The sequence below is a fragment of the Arthrobacter humicola genome (assembly GCF_022803015.1).
Taxonomy (GTDB): Bacteria; Actinomycetota; Actinomycetes; order Actinomycetales; family Micrococcaceae; genus Arthrobacter; species Arthrobacter humicola_A.
In genome coordinates, this window is sequence record NZ_JAFKON010000001.1 from 726,275 (window position 1) to 740,800 (window position 14,526).

The window sequence follows — 14,526 nt, forward strand, 5'->3', positions numbered from 1 at the left end:
CCCCTGCCGCGGCATGGTCAGGGGCTGTGAGCCCATTACACTCTCCAGGAGCCCCGGAGCCAAGGGCAAAAAGGCCCGGCGCGGAACCCGGCGCGGAAAACTGTGCGTCTCCAGTGGCCCGGTCCGGTTGCAGCAAACAGCGGACGCAGAACAAGCCGACACAGAACAATCCGACACAGCACAGCGGACGACGGCGGAATCCGCCGTCGTCCGCTGTGCTCCGCAGGTTTCCCGCGTCGTCCTGCTGGTAGGGGCTAGTGGCCCATTCCGAGGCCGCCGTCGACCGGAATGACCGCACCGGAAATGTAGGACGCCTCGTCGCTGGCGATCCAGCGCACGACGTTGGCGACCTCGGAGGCCTCGGCGAAGCGGCCGGCGGGGACCTTGCTCAGGTAGTCCTTCTGCGTGGCCTCGGGCAGCTCGGCCGTCATGTCGGTGTTGATGAAGCCGGGCGCGACCACATTCGCGGTGATCCCGCGCGCGCCGAGCTCGCGGGTGAGCGACCGGGCGATGCCCACCAGGCCTGCCTTGGAGGCAGAGTAGTTGATCTGGCCCGGCGCGCCGTAGAGGCCGGAGACGGAGGAAATCAGCACCACGCGGCCCTTGCGCGCCCGGATCATGCCCTTGGATGCGCGCTTGATCACCCGGAAGGCGCCCGTGAGGTTCGTGTCGATCACCGAGGTGAAGTCGTCTTCGCTCATCCGCATCAGGAGCGTGTCCTTGGTGATGCCGGCATTGGCCACAAGGATTTCCACCGGGCCGTGGGCGGCTTCGACTTCCGCGAACGCCGCGTCCACCGACGCTTCGTCCGTGACGTCCGCCTTGACGCCGAGGATGCCCTCGGGCAGCGACGATTCGCTGCGGAAGGTAACGGCCACCTTGTCGCCGTTGGCCAGGAAGGACTCGGCGATGGCCAGGCCGATCCCGCGGTTTCCGCCGGTGATCAGAACGCTGCGGCCAGTGGTGGATGTGTCAGTCATATGGGGCTCCGGGATTCTGCGGCAGGGAGGGCCGCGCTGGGGGCTGGAATTTTCCTGCCTCCGATCTTAGCGCCCGGTGCGCTTCCGTTTGGGCGGCTCCGCCGATGGTGAGAGAATCGAAGTAAGCCTTGGGAGCGTGATCTGACAGCCGTGACACTCAAAAACCGACCCGGTGCGCATGTGCCCGGGAGGCCGGACTCCGAGTCCGGCGGTACCGAGGTGCACAGCATCACCGACGCCGCTGCTGCGCACTCGGACGAGATGCACCAGCGGATGGTGAAGTATGCCATCGCCATGGGCATCCGCATGGTCTGCCTGATCCTGATTTTTGTCGTGGATGGCTGGTTCAAGCTCCTTCCGATTGCCGGCGCCGTCTTCCTGCCCTGGGTGGCGGTGGTGATCGCCAACGGCAGCGACAAGGCGGAAATCCACAGTGACTCGCTCCTGGACTATGCTCCGCTCGCAGAGCTGGACGCACCGGACACCGCGGGCCCCGCCGGGCAGGATCCAAACGGGCAGGATCTGAGCGACGGCGCAGACGGTTCAGGGACGCTGCTGCAGGGTGAGCTGATCGAAGATGAGAACGACGACGACCACGGACGGGCAGCTTCATGAATCTCTTTGACCTGGCCGGGACCGGTGGGGACACGGCCGCGGCCCCGGGCACCGTCTGCTCGCGGAAAGCCTGCCGCGCGGCGGCGGAATGGCAGCTGCTGTGGAACAATCCCAAGATCCACACCCCGGAGCGGCGCAAGATCTGGCTGGCGTGCGGGGAGCACCGCGCCTGGCTTGAGGACTACCTCCAGACGCGCGGACTGTGGAAAGAGACTGTGGTCCTCGGCGAAGAGACCGTCCCCCTCCCGGCAGTGACCGCCCCTCTCGACCCGTCAGGCAGGATCGGCTGAATGTACCGCTTTCTCTTCTCCAGTAAATGGCTGGGGTACTTGTTGCTGGCCGCGATCTTCGCTGCCGGCTGCGTCGGGCTGGGCCGGTGGCAGATGGACCGCCGCGCCGAGACCCTGGCCGAAATCAACCGGGTGGTCTCCAACTACTCAGCCACCCCCGTGCCGTTCGCCGATGTCCGGGACCAGTTCAGCCGGCTGAATCCGGAGCGGGAGTGGACCCAGGTGGAACTGAAGGGCAGCTACGACGCCGCCGGACAGCGCATCGTCCGCAACCGCCCGCTCAACGGCCAGCCAGGCTACGAGGTGGTGGTTCCCTTCAAGCTCCAGTCCGGCGAAACCGTGGTGATCGACCGTGGCTGGCTGCCCATCGGCAACAGCACCCCGGGACGGCCCGACTCAGTGCCTGCCCCGCCGCAGGGGCCGGTGACGGTGGTTGCCCGCCTCAAGCCGGCCGAGCCCGAGCTGCAGCGCGGCGCCCCTGACGGACAGCTGGCCTCGATCGACCTCTCCGCCTATTCCGCGCAGCTGGGCTATCCGCTGCTGACGGGCGCCTACGGACAGCTGGCCTCCGAGTCGCCGTCGGTGCAGGACATGCCGTTCCCGTTCCCCAAGCCGACCACTGATGAAGGCACCCACCTGTCCTACTCCCTGCAATGGTTCGCGTTCGGCGTGCTGATGTTCGTCGGGTTCGGCTACGCGGCCAGGCAGCAGGCCCGCAACGCCGCGATCGACGCGGAGGACGCCGAAGCCGAGGCCGCCGAGGGCGTGTTCCTGCACTCCAGCGGCCCGGTGGCCCGCCGTCGTCCTGCCCCGCGGAAGCGCAAGAACGCGACGGCGGAAGAAGAGGAAGACGCCATCCTCGACGCCCAGGGGTTCTGAGCGATGAGCCCTGACGCTTTTCCCGGCCCGGTGGCCAACGTCAAGCGCGCCCTCACCGCCCTGGGCGCCCAGGACACCGTGACGGTGTTCGATGCGAAGGTGCCGACGGCGGCAGCGGCCGCCGCCGCGCTGGGCTGCGATGTCGCGGCGATCACCAACAGCCTGGTGTTCGAGCTCGAGGGCACCCCGCTGCTCATCCTGGCAAGCGGCGCGGCCAAGGTGGACGTCCGCAAGGTCGCGGACCGGCTGGGCGCGGGCAAGATCCGCCGCGCCTCCCCCGAGTTCGTCCTGGCCCACACCGGCCAGGAGGTCGGCGGCGTCGCCCCGGTAGGCCACCCGGAGAAGATCCGGACCCTGCTGGATGAGTCGTTGTCGGCCCACCGCGTGCTCTGGGCGGGGGCAGGGGACCACAACTCGATGTTCTCCATCAGCTACGCGGACCTGCACCGGATCACGGGCGCGGAAGAGATGCCGGTCCGCTGACCCGGCTGTGGGTCGCTTGGGTGGCTTACGCCAGCGTGATGAGGTCCAGGTAGTCTTCGTTCCAGTGGTCCTCGATGCCGTCGGGAAGCAGGACGACACGCTCCGGGTTGAGCGCCTCGACGGCGCCCTCATCGTGGCTCACGAGGACGACGGCGCCGGTGTAGTTGCTCAGGGCCCCGAGGATTTCGGCGCGGCTGGCGGGGTCCAGGTTGTTGGTGGGCTCGTCGAGGAGCAGCACGTTCGCGCTCGAGGCCACGATGGTGGCCAGCGCCAGCCGGGTCTTCTCGCCGCCGGAGAGCACACCGGCGGGCTTGTCGACGTCGTCGCCGGAGAACAGGAACGAGCCCAGGATGTTGCGGACTTCCGCGTCGTTCATGTCCGGGGCGGAGGAGCGCATGTTCTGCAGGACGCTGCGGTCCACGTCGAGCGTCTCGTGCTCCTGCGCGTAGTAGCCCACCTTCAGGCCGTGGCCCGCAACGACTTCGCCGGTGTCCGGCTTGTCGACGCCGGCCAGCATCCGCAACAGCGTGGTCTTGCCCGCGCCGTTGAGGCCCAGGATGACCACCTTGGACCCGCGGTCAATGGCAAGGTCGACATCGGTGAAGATCTCCAGCGAGCCGTAGGACTTGCTGAGGCCGTCCGCGGTGAGCGGGGTCTTGCCGCAGGGCGACGGGTCCGGGAAGCGCAGGGCTGCCACCTTGTCGTGCGCGCGCACTGCCTCGAGGCCGCCGAGCAGGCGCTCGGCACGCTTGGCCATATTCTGGGCGGCGACGGCCTTGGTGGCCTTGGCGCGCATCTTGTTGGCCTGGTCGATGAGGACCTGGGCCTTCTTCTCCGCGTTGGCCCGCTCACGCTTGCGGGCGCGCTCGTCCGTTTCGCGCTGGTTGAGGTAGCGCTTCCAGTCCATGTTGTAGAAGTCGATCTGGGCGCGGTTGGGATCGAGGAGGAAGACCTTGTTGACGGTCGCTTCGAGCAGTTCGGTGTCGTGGCTGATGACAATCAGCCCGCCCTGGTGGTTCTTGAGGAACTCACGGAGCCAGGAGATGGAATCGGCGTCGAGGTGGTTGGTGGGCTCATCGAGGAGCATGGTTTCGGCGTCCGAGTACAGGATGCGCGCAAGCTCCACGCGGCGCCGCTGTCCACCGGACAGGGTCTTGAGCGGCTGGTTCAGCAGCCGGTCCGGCAGGGCGAGGTTCGAGCAGATTGCTGCCGCCTCGGCTTCGGCGGCATAGCCGCCGGCGGCCAGGAATTCGGATTCCAGCCGGTCATAGCGGTTCATCGCCTTGCGCTGGACCGCGGGGTCCTCGCTGGCCATCTCTTCGTGCGCCAGGCGGAGCTTGCCGACGGCAATGTCCAGGCCGCGGACGGACAGGATCCGGTCCCGCGCGAGCTGCTCCATGTCCGGGGTGCGCGGATCCTGCGGCAGGTAGCCGATTTCGCCGGTGCGGGTTACCTTGCCGGCGGCGGGCAGGCCCTCGCCCGCGAGCACCCGGGTCAGCGTTGTCTTGCCTGCACCGTTACGGCCGACCAGACCGATCTTGTCTCCCTTGTCGATCCGGAAGCTCACCTGGTCCATGAGGAGGCGGGCGCCGGCGCGCAGTTCGAGATCCTGGACGGTAATCAATGCAGCTAAGGCCTTTCACAACAGGGAATGCCGCGGCACGACGGGTGGAGTCTGGGCGGGGCCGGGGCAGGGCGATGCGAGAGCACGGCCTCCACAAGTCTACCGGCACTGCCCCGGCTCCATGACATGGGTACCTGTGGCAGTGGCCGGCCGCCGTCGCCATGCTGGTCCCGCCTGCTGGCGGTGTTCGTTGGCGGCGTCCTCCAGCTTCCGGGCCGCCGGTTAGTGGGGCGCCTACAAAATACAGCCCCCGCCGCGACCGTACAGTCGATATCACAATCTATATTTCCGCCGCAGCACCCCGACAGGAACATCATGACGCAAACCCACCGTCCCGCCGCAGCCAGGACCCCGCGCCGCCGGGACCGCTGGAATGCCACCGACCTTGGCCTCATCGCCGTCTTCGCCGCCCTTGTGGCCGCTTCTGCCCTGATCGCCGCCATCCCCGTCGGCGGGCTCGGCGTGCCCATCACGCTGCAGACCCTTGCCGTCATGCTCACGGGGCTGGCGCTGGGCCCGGGCCGGGCCTTCGCCGCCGTCGGCCTCTACCTGCTTCTGGGCTTCGCGGGCCTGCCGATCTTCAGCGGCGGCCGCAGCGGCCTGGGCGTGCTCGCCGGCCCCTCCGCCGGCTACATCATCGGATTCCTGCTGGCCGCCACGGCGGTCGGCTGGCTGACCGTCGTCGTGCTCAAGTGGACCGCCAACCGCACCGGCAAGCTGCGCGCCATCCTCCTGTTCGCCGCCGCCATGGTGAGCAGCATCATCTTCATCCACGGCCTGGGCATCCTGGGCATGATGGTCAACGCCAAGCTGGACTTCTCCAAAGCCTTCCTCGCCGATCTCGCGTTCTACCCGGGCGACATCATCAAGAACGTCCTGGCCGTCAGCATCGCGTTGGCCCTGCACAAGGCCTTCCCGGACCTGCTGCTGCGCCGCATCCGGACGGTGGACACCCGCCCGTGAGCATCATCGTCCTGGACCGTGTTTCGGTGCGGGTTCCGGTTGATGGCCGCCCCGCTCCCAAGACGCTGCTCCAGGAGCTTTCGCTCGACCTCACGGAACGGCGGATTGGGGTTATCGGGGCCAACGGCTCGGGCAAGTCCACCCTCCTGCGGCTCCTGAACGGGCTCGTGGCACCCAGCGACGGCACCGTGCGGGTCGACGGTGCCGATACGGTCCGGGCCGTCCGGGAGGTCCGCCGCCGGGTGGGCTTTGTCTTCACCGATCCGCTCTCCCAGCTCGTCATGCCCACCGGACGCGAGGATGTGGAACTGTCCCTGCGCCGCTCCATCCGTAACGCCCCTGAGCGCCGGGCCCATGCGGAGTCGGTGCTGGAACGGTTCGGCCTCCTCCCGCTGGCGGACCAGAGCATCTACGAGCTCTCCGGCGGCGAACGCCAGCTCCTGGCGCTGGCCGCGGTCCTGGCCGTTAATCCGGAGGTGCTGGTCCTGGACGAGCCGTCCACGCTGCTGGACCTGCGCAACCGCGAACTCCTGCGGCGCACGCTCGCCGGGCTTCGCCAGCAGGTGATCCTGTCCACCCACGACCTCGAGCTGGCCCTGGACATGGACCGCGTCCTGGTGGTGGATGCCGGGAAGGTGGTGTTCGACGGCGAGCCGGCGGCCGCCGTCGCCCGTTACCGTGCCCTGAGCGCGGCGGCCCTGGAGCACGCCGTGCCGGAGCAGCCGTGGCGGGAGCAGGCGTGAGCGGCCACGGCTTCCTGCTGGCGGCGTATGTGCCGGGCTCGTCCCTGGTCCACCGCGCGCCGCTGTGGCTTAAGTTCCTGCTGGTCGTGGGGTGCGGGATGACGTCGTTCCTGATCGCAGACTGGGCCGTGTCCGCCGCTATGCTGGTGCTGCTCTGCGGACTGTTCCTGCTCAGCGGGGCCGGCCCGGCCCGGCTGTTCCGCGCGGTGCGTCCGGTCCTTCCGGTGCTCGTGGCGATCGGGCTTTTCCAGTGGTGGCAGCTGGGCGCACCGACCGCCGCCCGGATCGTGCTCAACGTCCTGGTCTGCGTCGTCGCTGCGTCCATCCTGACCGCCACCACTCCTGTGCAGGCACTCCTGGACGGCGTGGCGTCGCTTGCGCGGCCGTTCCGGCGCTTCGGTGCGGACCCGGAACGCTTCGCCCTGACCATCGCCATCATGCTCCGCAGCATCCCGTTCGTTGCCGGGGCCTACACGGACGTGCGCGACTCGGCCCGGGCGCGCGGACTCGAACGCAACCCGCGGGCCCTGGTGTTGCCCGTCTTCATCAGCACGGTGGCCTTTGCCCGGCAGACCGGCGAAGCCCTCGCCGCCCGTGGGCTGGGCGAGCCGGAGGACCCGGAGGATTAGCCCAGGTCGGACGGGCCGGGGCCCCTGTGCAGCTGGTTGGTGGACATGCCCTCCCCTAGCCGCGGCCAGTGGACATATGGCCCCAATGCCCACACGCGGGGCCCAAGAATGGACATGTCCCGCTTAGGTGGCCCGCGGAGTGGCCGCCCTCAGGTTCGGAAAATGGACATGCCCTCCCCTGGCAGTCCGCAGGCCGGCAATTGGCCGCTTCAGACGCCCCCGACTTAGCGGGCGGCCTCGCGGTTCCTTGTCCTCCCGTAGCCTGTGCGCTTCCTGACGGACACAGTCCGCAGTTGCGCCCGCAGCGTCAAAGTGCTGCTCCGGCTGACCACGATCACCGAGCACAAGCCGGTGAGCAGCACGATGGAGCCGCCGGCGGCCACCGACCAGCGCGCGCCGAATTCAGTGCCGATCCATCCCATCAGGGGCGCCCCGACGGCGGTCCCGCCCTGCAGGACCGCCAGGTACAGCGCCAGCACACGCCCCCGGAACTGCGGTTCCACCGAGAGCTGGATACTCGTATTGCAGCTGTTCAGGAAGGTCATTGATGCAAGGCCAACCGGAACCAGGACGGCTGCGTAGAGCCAAAACGAAGGGGTCACGCTGCCCACGAGCGTGAAAAACCCCAGGCCAAGGGCGCCGCCGAGCAGGAAGCGCAGCCGGGGCCGGGACCTGCGGGCTGCCAGCAACGCGCCAGCCAAAGTCCCCACAGCCATGATGGAGCCCAAGAGCCCGAACTCCCCCGGCCCCATCCCGAATTCTGCGGTGGACATCAGTGCGTTGGTGATGGCGAAATTCATGCCGAATGCTCCCAGGATCCCGACCATGACAAGTATGAGCAGCAGATCCGGGCGCCGCCATACGTACCCCAAGCCCTCCGCGACCGGATGCTTGCCATTGCCTGCCGGCACCGCCGCGAACAACCCGGACGGACGTATGCGCCATAGGGAGACGATGACCGCGGCGAAGCTGGCTGCGTTGAGCAGGAAAACGGGTCCCGTGCCCACCCAGGCAATGAGCACACCGGCAATGGCGGGTCCAGTGAGCCGGGCGGTGTTGAACGAGGCGGAGTTGAGCGCCACGGCATTTGAAATGTTGTTCTGCCCCACAAGTTCGGAGACGAAGGCCTGGCGCGCAGGTCCGTCTATTGCGCTGGCCACCCCAAGGCAGAGGGCCGCCACATATACCTGCCACAACTGCGCCGAACCGGTCAGGACCAGGAGCCCGACCAGCAGTCCGCACAGGCCCATGGCCGTCTGCGTCCACTTGAGGATCACGAGTTTGCGGTACCTGTCCGCAAGCACGCCCGCGTACGGGCCAAGGAGCAGCATCGGAAGGAACTGCAGTCCCGTTGTGATGCCGACGGCGGTACCGGAATGGTCGGTCAATACTGTCAGTACCAGCCAGTCCTGCGCCACCCTCTGCATCCATGTGCCGATGTTGGATACCAGGGCCCCGCCCGCCCACATCCGGTAGTTGCGGTTCCCCAGGGCCCGGAACATGACACTCATCTGGCGCTCAACTCCTGCATGATGCGGGCGGCGCGGCTCAGCGTCAGACGGTCCTCGTCACTCAGAGTCGCGACGCGCTGCGCCAGCCACGCTGTCCGCTGGCTGCGGGCCTCATTCAGGACGGCCTCACCGGCCGGAGTAATCCAGACGAGCACCTGACGGCCGTCCTCGGGATGGGCTGACCGCGACACGAAGCCCTGATCGGTCAGCGCGTTGACTATCCGGGTCATCGACGGCGCCTGAACATGCTCCCGCTCGGCCAGCTCGCGAAGGGTTTGGGAGCCGCTGCGAAGATGTGCCAGGACTGTGTACTGTCCCGGCGTAAGAACGTCACCGCTTGCCTCGATGCGGAGCCGGCGCGACGTGCGCATAACGGCGGTCCGAAGCTCGATCGCCAAAATGTCAGGCCGGATGCTGTCTCCTGCGTGACGGGAATCGCGGGTGGTGGTCATAACGCCTCCAAGACCTGCACGGCAGCAATAGTTAGCTGTGCTAATTAGCATTGCTAACTACTATTCTACCGGTCCATCCACGAAATTGCATGGCCGCCGGCGAGCAGGCCCAAGGCCGCCCTGACGGCCCATTTCCCTCGTGGTTCAGTGTGCGGCGGGCAGGCCCGGTGCCGCGCCGGTCCGCACCGTCGCGCTGGGTCACGTCACTGCCGTGGCGTTCGCAGGTGACCCGGTGCCGCCGGTGATGTTCAGCGGTTTGATGCTGACGAAGGCGTCCCAGGTTCCGGCCTTCTTCATGTGTCGGCTGAGGGGTCCCAGTTTCCAGAGTTCGCCGAGCGGCATGCCGAGTTTGGCCAGGAGCTGTTGGTGCATCATGCCGTGGTCGTTGGGCGCCGATAACAGAAAGGGGCTTTCGGGAATGACGGGCAGGCATTCGAGGGCGAAGTTGTCGGCGGCAATCAGCGCGAGGCGGTGGTCCCAGGCCCAGGCGACGAATTCCTGTGATTGGGCGATGCCGGTGGCGCGGCGGCTCTCCCGGGTCTGTTGCTTGTCTGCCATGGCCAGGGCCAGGAACCATTCACACCATCCGGTGTGGAGCATGAGGATGTCGCCGGGCTGGATGGTGAGGGATTGGGCCTGGATGGCTGCCTGGATCAGGTCAAGCCCGAGGGGCTCACCTGCTGCGTGGTCAATGGGAGTGCCTTCGCCGGTGCAGTAGCCGTCGAGGTCGACGAGCACTCCCCTGCCGACGATGGGTTTGTCAGCCCATTCCTGGATGCCGAGGTCCGGGGTGCCTTCCGTAATCCGGTCATCGGGGGTGCCGTTGTAGAAGCCTATGTCGTCTGCCCGGCGGTGCCGGAGCCCGTCGACCTGCGTGGATCCCTGGAGGTAATACCCGTCCAGGTAGTCGTCCCGGTGGGCCGGGTGGGAGGAGTAGATTGTGTGACGAGGGGCGCTGCGCTTGAGTGACATTCCGGGATCGAAGGCATCGGCCGGGTAGTCCAGGCCGAAGACCACGCCGGTCCTGATGCAGTTCCTGGCCTCCAGGGTCGTGTCCTGCGTGATGAAGGACGGCGTTCCGCGGTCAGGTTGGGGAAACAGCCCCCACGACGTCCCGGATAGCGCGCCCTGCCGTTCGAGAAGTTCGGCGAAGGACGGGTAGGTTCCGGATTCCCTGGTGTCGGTCATCGCGTCGCTGCCTTCTGGGGAGTCTGTTCTTTGTTCTCGTAGCGCTTGTAGTTGAGGAAGAACCCGGCGATCGCACAGATCGATGCCGCAAGGCACATCGGGGGCTTGACGGATTCGTTGAAGAATACGAGCCATTCGCTCTGGCCGGCGGCAAGGGCGATGGCCTGGCCCGTCACGAACAGGACTCCGCCGGCGAGGAGGGCGGCGAGGCTCAGGGCGAAGATGACTTCGATGGCTCGTCTGATCTTGTGCATGTCGCGGTTCCTTTAGATCGGCAGGATGCCGAGGATGATGAGCACGCCGATGCCCAGCAGGGGCAGGGCGTAGTGGGTGAGCAGTCGGGCGAAGGTTTTGATCGGGTCCACGTCCGCGATACCGCAGGCGACATACAGCGGCGCGCCTCCGGGGGGAACGGCGGCTTCGCAGGATGAGAAGACGAGCACGGCGACGGCGGCGGTGGTCGCCGGAACACCGGCGCTAACGAGTGTGGCGACACCGACGGTTCCGACGGCGGCCATGGTGGCCGTGGCGGAGAGGGGCGCGGCGACGGCGATGACGATCAACCCGATGAGGATGGCGAGGAGCCACAGGGGCAGGTTCATCCGGTTGAGCAGTGCCGTCATTTGCTGGGGCAGGCCGGTGGCGGCGAGGGCGTTGGCGCCGGCGAAGGCAAAGACGACAGTGATGCCGACGATCCCGAACCTCGGGGCGGACTCCTGCAGCAGGCTCCACCAGCCCCGGCCGCTGCGTGGGAGGTTTTTTCGGCCGAGGACGGCGCCGGTGATGATCAGGACCACCGGGATCCAGACGATGACGCTCAGGGACTTGGTGATGTCTCCGCCGGTCCAGTCCGACAGTGCGGTGGCGATGAAGGCGGAGGTGATGATCAGTGGGATGGCCACCACGACGAACAAAAGCAGGGTGGCCCAGCCGCGGCCGAACGCCGCCCGGACCGGCAACCGGTGCGCGGCATCCAAGGGTGTCATCCCGCTCTTGCGGATCAGCAGCCAGGTGACGATCAGCCGGTGCAGGAAGCACCACAGCCCGCCGATGAACAACGGAAGCACGAGTTCATTGACGTTCAGCAGGGGCCCGACTGTGGCGGAGCCGACCAGGACGAACATCGAGGCGCTGAACGGGAAAGTGATGCCCATTCCGGCGTTTCCCGCCACGAGGGTCGCGGCCGCGGGCTTGTCGAGCCGGGACTTTTCCATCCACGGGATGGTCACGGAACCCACGGTCGCGGCGATCGCCGCCTGGTTGTGGACCACACCGCCGAGGCCTGCCGACGCCACGGTGGACACCCAGGCGGGGCCTCCCTTGCTACCGCCGATCAGTGAGTTCAACAGGTCGATGAGCCGGTCCAGCACTCCGGTCTTGTCCAGCAGGTACCCCATGAAGACGAACGCCATGGTGGCGTAGACGATTTCATCAGTCACCGCCGTGTAAAGGGAGGACCAGCCGATCTGCGCCGCTGTGACCCCCGTGAAAGGCAGGACGACCAGGAATCCGAGGATCATGGCCTCTCCAACGCTGCGCTTGAGAAGGGTCGTCCACAGCAGGATGACGGCCAGATAGGCTGCCAGGGCCCAGATGCCGATCATGCTGCTGCTCCTGACGTGGTAGTGCTGGTTTGCGGATGGTTCATCATTGATTCCTGTAAACGATTCTGCCTGAGGTCGGGGTCAGCGCAAGGCCGGCGCCGCCTGTGCTGATTTCTCGGCGATGCGCGTAAGTGCCGCAGCGGAGGCTGTGGTCATTTCGGCGGGGACTCCGAGGTCGGTGAGGTAGCCGGCAGTGTCCTGCATCTCCTTGGAACGGCGCAGGGCGTGCTTGGCGGTGCCGGTGAGGAACCTGTCGATGACGGCCTGGCCGTCCCCCGCCAGTTGCCTGGCGATCTGACTCCTGATCCAATCTTCCAGTCCCGCGGCCCGTCCCGCCGTGACGGCTTCGACCACCACGGAGGCCAGGCCTTTCATCAAGACGCTGCGGAGCAGTTTGTGGGCCATCGCGGCTCCGGGCTCGCCGTCGGCGATTTCGACCTCGGCACCGAGCGGCGCCAGAAGATCGGCAACGGCCCGGGACCCCGGGCCACTGACCATCAGCGGGGTCTTCTCGCCCAGCGCGGCTACGGGCCCGAGGATGGCGACGTCAACGAAGAGTGCCGGACTGGGCAACTGCCCAAGTTCCCGCATGACGTGCGGTGAGGACGAGGTGAAGTCGGCATAGCAGCTGCCCTCCGGCAAGACGGGCAGGCATTCCTGGGCCACATTGCGGGCTGCGGCTGCTCCGGTGAGGACCAGGACAACGTCTGCGCCAAGGCACGCCTCGGCCGCGGTTGCTGCCCTGGTGACGCCGGCCGGGGTGGATGGTGCGACGGGATCAAATCCTGTGACGCTGTGGCCTGCCGCAATGAGTGCAGTCGCGTAGGTGGCTCCGGCTTCGCCGAGGCCGATGATGGTGCACGCGGTCATAGTTTTCTGTCTTTCTTGCTTTAGTGTCGGTCGGCGATGATGGCGGCCCGGCGGGTGGTTTCGTCGTCGAAGACTGCTTCGGCGGCTTCGGCGACAGCAATTGCCTGTTCCCTGGGGATGACGACGACGCCGTCGGAGTCGCCGATGATGATGTCCCCGGGCAGGACGGGGATCCCGCCGAAGGAGATGGGCGTGCCGAGACGGGAGGGCCCGTTCTTGTACGGTCCGGCCGGGGTGATGGCGCGGGCAAAGACGGGCATGCCGATCTCGCGGAGGGCTTCGGCGTCGCGGGCTGCCCCGTCCAGGGCGAAGCCGGCGAGGCCAAGATTGATGGCCCGTTCGCCGATGAGCTCGCCCAACAGTGCCCGGGATTCGTCTCCGCCGCCGGAGACGACGATCACGTCCCCGGCGCGGGCGAGCTGCAGTGCGCGGTGGATGCCCTGGTTGTCCCCGGGGCGTGTCCAGACGGTGAAGGCTGGTCCGGCGAGGCGGGCGCCGGGCCAGATTGCCTGAATGGCTGAGTCCGCGATTCCGAGGCGGTCCATGGCGTCGCCGATGTTGGCGGCGGGAAGTTTGGCAAGGCGGCCTATCAGGTCCCGGTCGGGGCGGACGAAGTTTGCGTCGATGTCCTCAAGGACTGGAGTTGTCATGGTGGATTCTTCCGTGGGTGGCGGCTGGTGGTTGGACTAGTCTTTTTTCTGGACCAGCGGGAGGACCTTCTTGAAGTCCTCTTCCTGTCCGGCCCAGAACTTCTCGTAGTCGGTGCCGGAGAGGTAGCTGGTCTGCAGGCCCAGGGCGCTCATCTTTTCCTTGACGGCAGGATCCTCGATGGCCTTTTGGAGGGCGGCTTCGAGCTTCTTGGCGACGGCGTCCGGCAGCCCGGCCGGTGCGGAGTAACCGCGGACGGTGCCGGCTTCCACCTCGTAGCCGGATTCCTGGAAGGTGGGAACGTCCGGCAGCGAGGGTGAGCGTTCGGCGGTCATGATGCCCAGGACCCGGGCCTTGCCCTGCTTGGTCAGGTCGGTCACGTCACTGACGTTGGCAACGAGGACGTCCACGTGCCGGCCAAGGAACGCGGTGGTGGCCTGGGAGGCGCCTTCGGAGAAGTGCACGGGGGCGAATTCGGAGCCGGTGGTTTCCTGGATCTGGGCCAGGGCGAAGTGTTCGCCGGTCTGCAGTCCGGTGGTGCTGGCGGTCATGGATTTCGGGTTTGCCTTGGCGGCGTCGAGGAGTTCCTTCAGCGTCTTGTACGGGCTGTCCGGCTGGACGGCAATGACGGCGGGGTCGATGACCTGCCGGCCGAGGGGCTGGAAGCTGGCGCGGGTGTATTTGGCGCCGCGGGCCGGGTCCAACGGTGAAACGACCACTGACGGCGAGCCGGTCGCGCCGATGGTGTACCCGTCGGGCTTGGCGCTGGTCAGTGCCGTGTAGCCGATCTGTCCGCCGGCGCCGGGCTTGTTGATGACCTCGACGTTGGTGCCGAGTTCCTTCTCCAGGATCGGCTGAACGAGGCGGGCTGCGGTGTCCACGGCTCCGCCGGAGGAGAAGGCGACAATCAGGTCGATGGACTTGCCCTTCTTGGGGAAGTCCTCCCCTGAGGTGTTGGAGGCGCTGGCGTTGGCGCCGCAGCCGGTGAGGGCGATGAGTGCTGCTGCTGCGAAGGCTGCGGTGATTTTATTGCGTGACAAGGGTCTT

General features: G+C 67.1%; 17 protein-coding genes. 7 read left to right on the forward strand and 10 right to left on the reverse strand.

The window, feature by feature from the left end; genetic code table 11:
• Window positions 1-254: 254 nt before the first annotated feature.
• Window positions 255-980 (reverse strand): beta-ketoacyl-ACP reductase, encoded by a 726-nt coding sequence (locus ARTB_RS03385; protein ID WP_243177669.1) that lies wholly within the window; start codon window positions 978-980, stop codon window positions 255-257.
• A gap of 150 nt (window positions 981-1,130) precedes the next feature.
• Here ARTB_RS03385 and ARTB_RS03390 point away from each other — a divergent pair, with 150 nt between their 5' ends.
• The 4 genes from ARTB_RS03390 to ARTB_RS03405 are packed head-to-tail and all read left to right on the forward strand — an operon-like array spanning window position 1,131 to window position 3,247.
• The gene (locus ARTB_RS03390) at window positions 1,131-1,595 is read left to right on the forward strand and encodes a DUF3099 domain-containing protein (protein WP_028275536.1); all 465 of its coding nucleotides are present in this window, start codon (window positions 1,131-1,133) and stop codon (window positions 1,593-1,595) included.
• Window positions 1,592-1,885 carry a hypothetical protein gene (locus ARTB_RS03395; protein WP_243177670.1) on the forward strand — a complete coding sequence of 98 codons (294 nt, stop codon included), beginning with the start codon at window positions 1,592-1,594 and terminating at the stop codon, window positions 1,883-1,885. The genes ARTB_RS03390 and ARTB_RS03395 overlap by 4 nt, the downstream gene beginning before the upstream one ends.
• A complete protein-coding gene (locus ARTB_RS03400) occupies window positions 1,886-2,764 on the forward strand; it encodes an SURF1 family cytochrome oxidase biogenesis protein (RefSeq protein ID WP_243177671.1) in 879 nt (292 codons plus the stop codon). It begins immediately after the preceding gene.
• Window positions 2,765-2,767: 3 nt separating this feature from the next.
• Complete coding sequence (locus tag ARTB_RS03405) at window positions 2,768-3,247, forward strand: YbaK/EbsC family protein (RefSeq protein ID WP_243177673.1); 480 nt, start codon at window positions 2,768-2,770, stop codon at window positions 3,245-3,247.
• Window positions 3,248-3,272: 25 nt separating this feature from the next.
• Here the strand turns inward: ARTB_RS03405 and ARTB_RS03410 are convergent, their stop codons facing one another.
• On the reverse strand, window positions 3,273-4,871 hold the full coding sequence (locus tag ARTB_RS03410; protein WP_028275532.1) for an ABC-F family ATP-binding cassette domain-containing protein: 1,599 nt from the start codon (window positions 4,869-4,871) through the stop codon (window positions 3,273-3,275).
• Between the two features lie 315 nt (window positions 4,872-5,186).
• On the opposite strand from ARTB_RS03410, the gene ARTB_RS03415 reads away from it, so the two are divergent.
• From ARTB_RS03415 to ARTB_RS03425, 3 genes are read left to right on the forward strand one after another with little or no spacing between them, the layout of a single operon-like run.
• Window positions 5,187-5,834: a biotin transporter BioY gene (locus ARTB_RS03415; protein ID WP_243177676.1), complete on the forward strand. Its 648-nt coding sequence runs from the start codon at window positions 5,187-5,189 to the stop codon at window positions 5,832-5,834.
• A complete protein-coding gene (locus tag ARTB_RS03420) occupies window positions 5,831-6,577 on the forward strand; it encodes an energy-coupling factor ABC transporter ATP-binding protein (protein WP_243177677.1) in 747 nt (248 codons plus the stop codon). Before ARTB_RS03415 ends, ARTB_RS03420 begins: the two co-directional genes overlap by 4 nt.
• Window positions 6,574-7,206: an energy-coupling factor transporter transmembrane component T family protein gene (locus ARTB_RS03425; RefSeq protein WP_028275529.1), complete on the forward strand. Its 633-nt coding sequence runs from the start codon at window positions 6,574-6,576 to the stop codon at window positions 7,204-7,206. The genes ARTB_RS03420 and ARTB_RS03425 overlap by 4 nt, the downstream gene beginning before the upstream one ends.
• A 224-nt stretch (window positions 7,207-7,430) precedes the next feature.
• Here ARTB_RS03425 and ARTB_RS03430 read toward each other — a convergent pair whose 3' ends face one another.
• The 8 genes from ARTB_RS03430 to ARTB_RS03465 all read right to left on the reverse strand — a co-directional run bounded on the left by ARTB_RS03430 (window position 7,431) and on the right by ARTB_RS03465 (window position 14,519).
• The gene (locus ARTB_RS03430) at window positions 7,431-8,717 is read right to left on the reverse strand and encodes an MFS transporter (RefSeq protein WP_243177679.1); all 1,287 of its coding nucleotides are present in this window, start codon (window positions 8,715-8,717) and stop codon (window positions 7,431-7,433) included.
• Window positions 8,714-9,169: a MarR family winged helix-turn-helix transcriptional regulator gene (locus ARTB_RS03435; protein ID WP_028275528.1), complete on the reverse strand. Its 456-nt coding sequence runs from the start codon at window positions 9,167-9,169 to the stop codon at window positions 8,714-8,716. The genes ARTB_RS03430 and ARTB_RS03435 overlap by 4 nt, the downstream gene beginning before the upstream one ends.
• Before the next feature lie 198 nt (window positions 9,170-9,367).
• Window positions 9,368-10,357 carry a cyclase family protein gene (locus tag ARTB_RS03440; protein ID WP_243177681.1) on the reverse strand — a complete coding sequence of 330 codons (990 nt, stop codon included), beginning with the start codon at window positions 10,355-10,357 and terminating at the stop codon, window positions 9,368-9,370.
• The gene (locus ARTB_RS03445) at window positions 10,354-10,611 is read right to left on the reverse strand and encodes a hypothetical protein (protein WP_243177683.1); all 258 of its coding nucleotides are present in this window, start codon (window positions 10,609-10,611) and stop codon (window positions 10,354-10,356) included. Before ARTB_RS03445 ends, ARTB_RS03440 begins: the two co-directional genes overlap by 4 nt.
• A 12-nt stretch (window positions 10,612-10,623) precedes the next feature.
• Complete coding sequence (locus tag ARTB_RS03450) at window positions 10,624-11,961, reverse strand: TRAP transporter large permease subunit (protein WP_243177685.1); 1,338 nt, start codon at window positions 11,959-11,961, stop codon at window positions 10,624-10,626.
• An 81-nt stretch (window positions 11,962-12,042) separates the two neighbouring features.
• Complete coding sequence (locus ARTB_RS03455) at window positions 12,043-12,831, reverse strand: NAD(P)-dependent oxidoreductase (RefSeq protein WP_243177686.1); 789 nt, start codon at window positions 12,829-12,831, stop codon at window positions 12,043-12,045.
• A gap of 20 nt (window positions 12,832-12,851) precedes the next feature.
• Complete coding sequence (locus tag ARTB_RS03460; RefSeq protein WP_243177688.1) at window positions 12,852-13,481, reverse strand: methyltransferase; 630 nt, start codon at window positions 13,479-13,481, stop codon at window positions 12,852-12,854.
• A 36-nt stretch (window positions 13,482-13,517) separates the two neighbouring features.
• Window positions 13,518-14,519, reverse strand: a complete 1,002-nt coding sequence (locus tag ARTB_RS03465; RefSeq protein ID WP_243177689.1) for a tripartite tricarboxylate transporter substrate binding protein — start codon at window positions 14,517-14,519, stop codon at window positions 13,518-13,520.
• Between the last annotated feature and the right edge of the window lie 7 nt (window positions 14,520-14,526).

Bases quoted from the DNA above. Each gene is read 5' to 3' on its own strand.
- ARTB_RS03385 (WP_243177669.1), bottom strand. From the start codon at position 980: ATGACTGACACATCCACCACTGGCCGCAGCGTTCTGATCACCGGCGGA.
- ARTB_RS03395 (WP_243177670.1), top strand. From the start codon at position 1,592: ATGAATCTCTTTGACCTGGCCGGGACCGGTGGGGACACGGCCGCGGCC.
- ARTB_RS03400 (WP_243177671.1), top strand. From the start codon at position 1,886: ATGTACCGCTTTCTCTTCTCCAGTAAATGGCTGGGGTACTTGTTGCTG.
- ARTB_RS03405 (WP_243177673.1), top strand. From the start codon at position 2,768: ATGAGCCCTGACGCTTTTCCCGGCCCGGTGGCCAACGTCAAGCGCGCC.
- ARTB_RS03415 (WP_243177676.1), top strand. From the start codon at position 5,187: ATGACGCAAACCCACCGTCCCGCCGCAGCCAGGACCCCGCGCCGCCGG.
- ARTB_RS03430 (WP_243177679.1), bottom strand. From the start codon at position 8,717: ATGAGTGTCATGTTCCGGGCCCTGGGGAACCGCAACTACCGGATGTGG.
- ARTB_RS03435 (WP_028275528.1), bottom strand. From the start codon at position 9,169: ATGACCACCACCCGCGATTCCCGTCACGCAGGAGACAGCATCCGGCCT.
- ARTB_RS03440 (WP_243177681.1), bottom strand. From the start codon at position 10,357: ATGACCGACACCAGGGAATCCGGAACCTACCCGTCCTTCGCCGAACTT.
- ARTB_RS03445 (WP_243177683.1), bottom strand. From the start codon at position 10,611: ATGCACAAGATCAGACGAGCCATCGAAGTCATCTTCGCCCTGAGCCTC.
- ARTB_RS03450 (WP_243177685.1), bottom strand. From the start codon at position 11,961: ATGATCGGCATCTGGGCCCTGGCAGCCTATCTGGCCGTCATCCTGCTG.
- ARTB_RS03455 (WP_243177686.1), bottom strand. From the start codon at position 12,831: ATGACCGCGTGCACCATCATCGGCCTCGGCGAAGCCGGAGCCACCTAC.
- ARTB_RS03460 (WP_243177688.1), bottom strand. From the start codon at position 13,481: ATGACAACTCCAGTCCTTGAGGACATCGACGCAAACTTCGTCCGCCCC.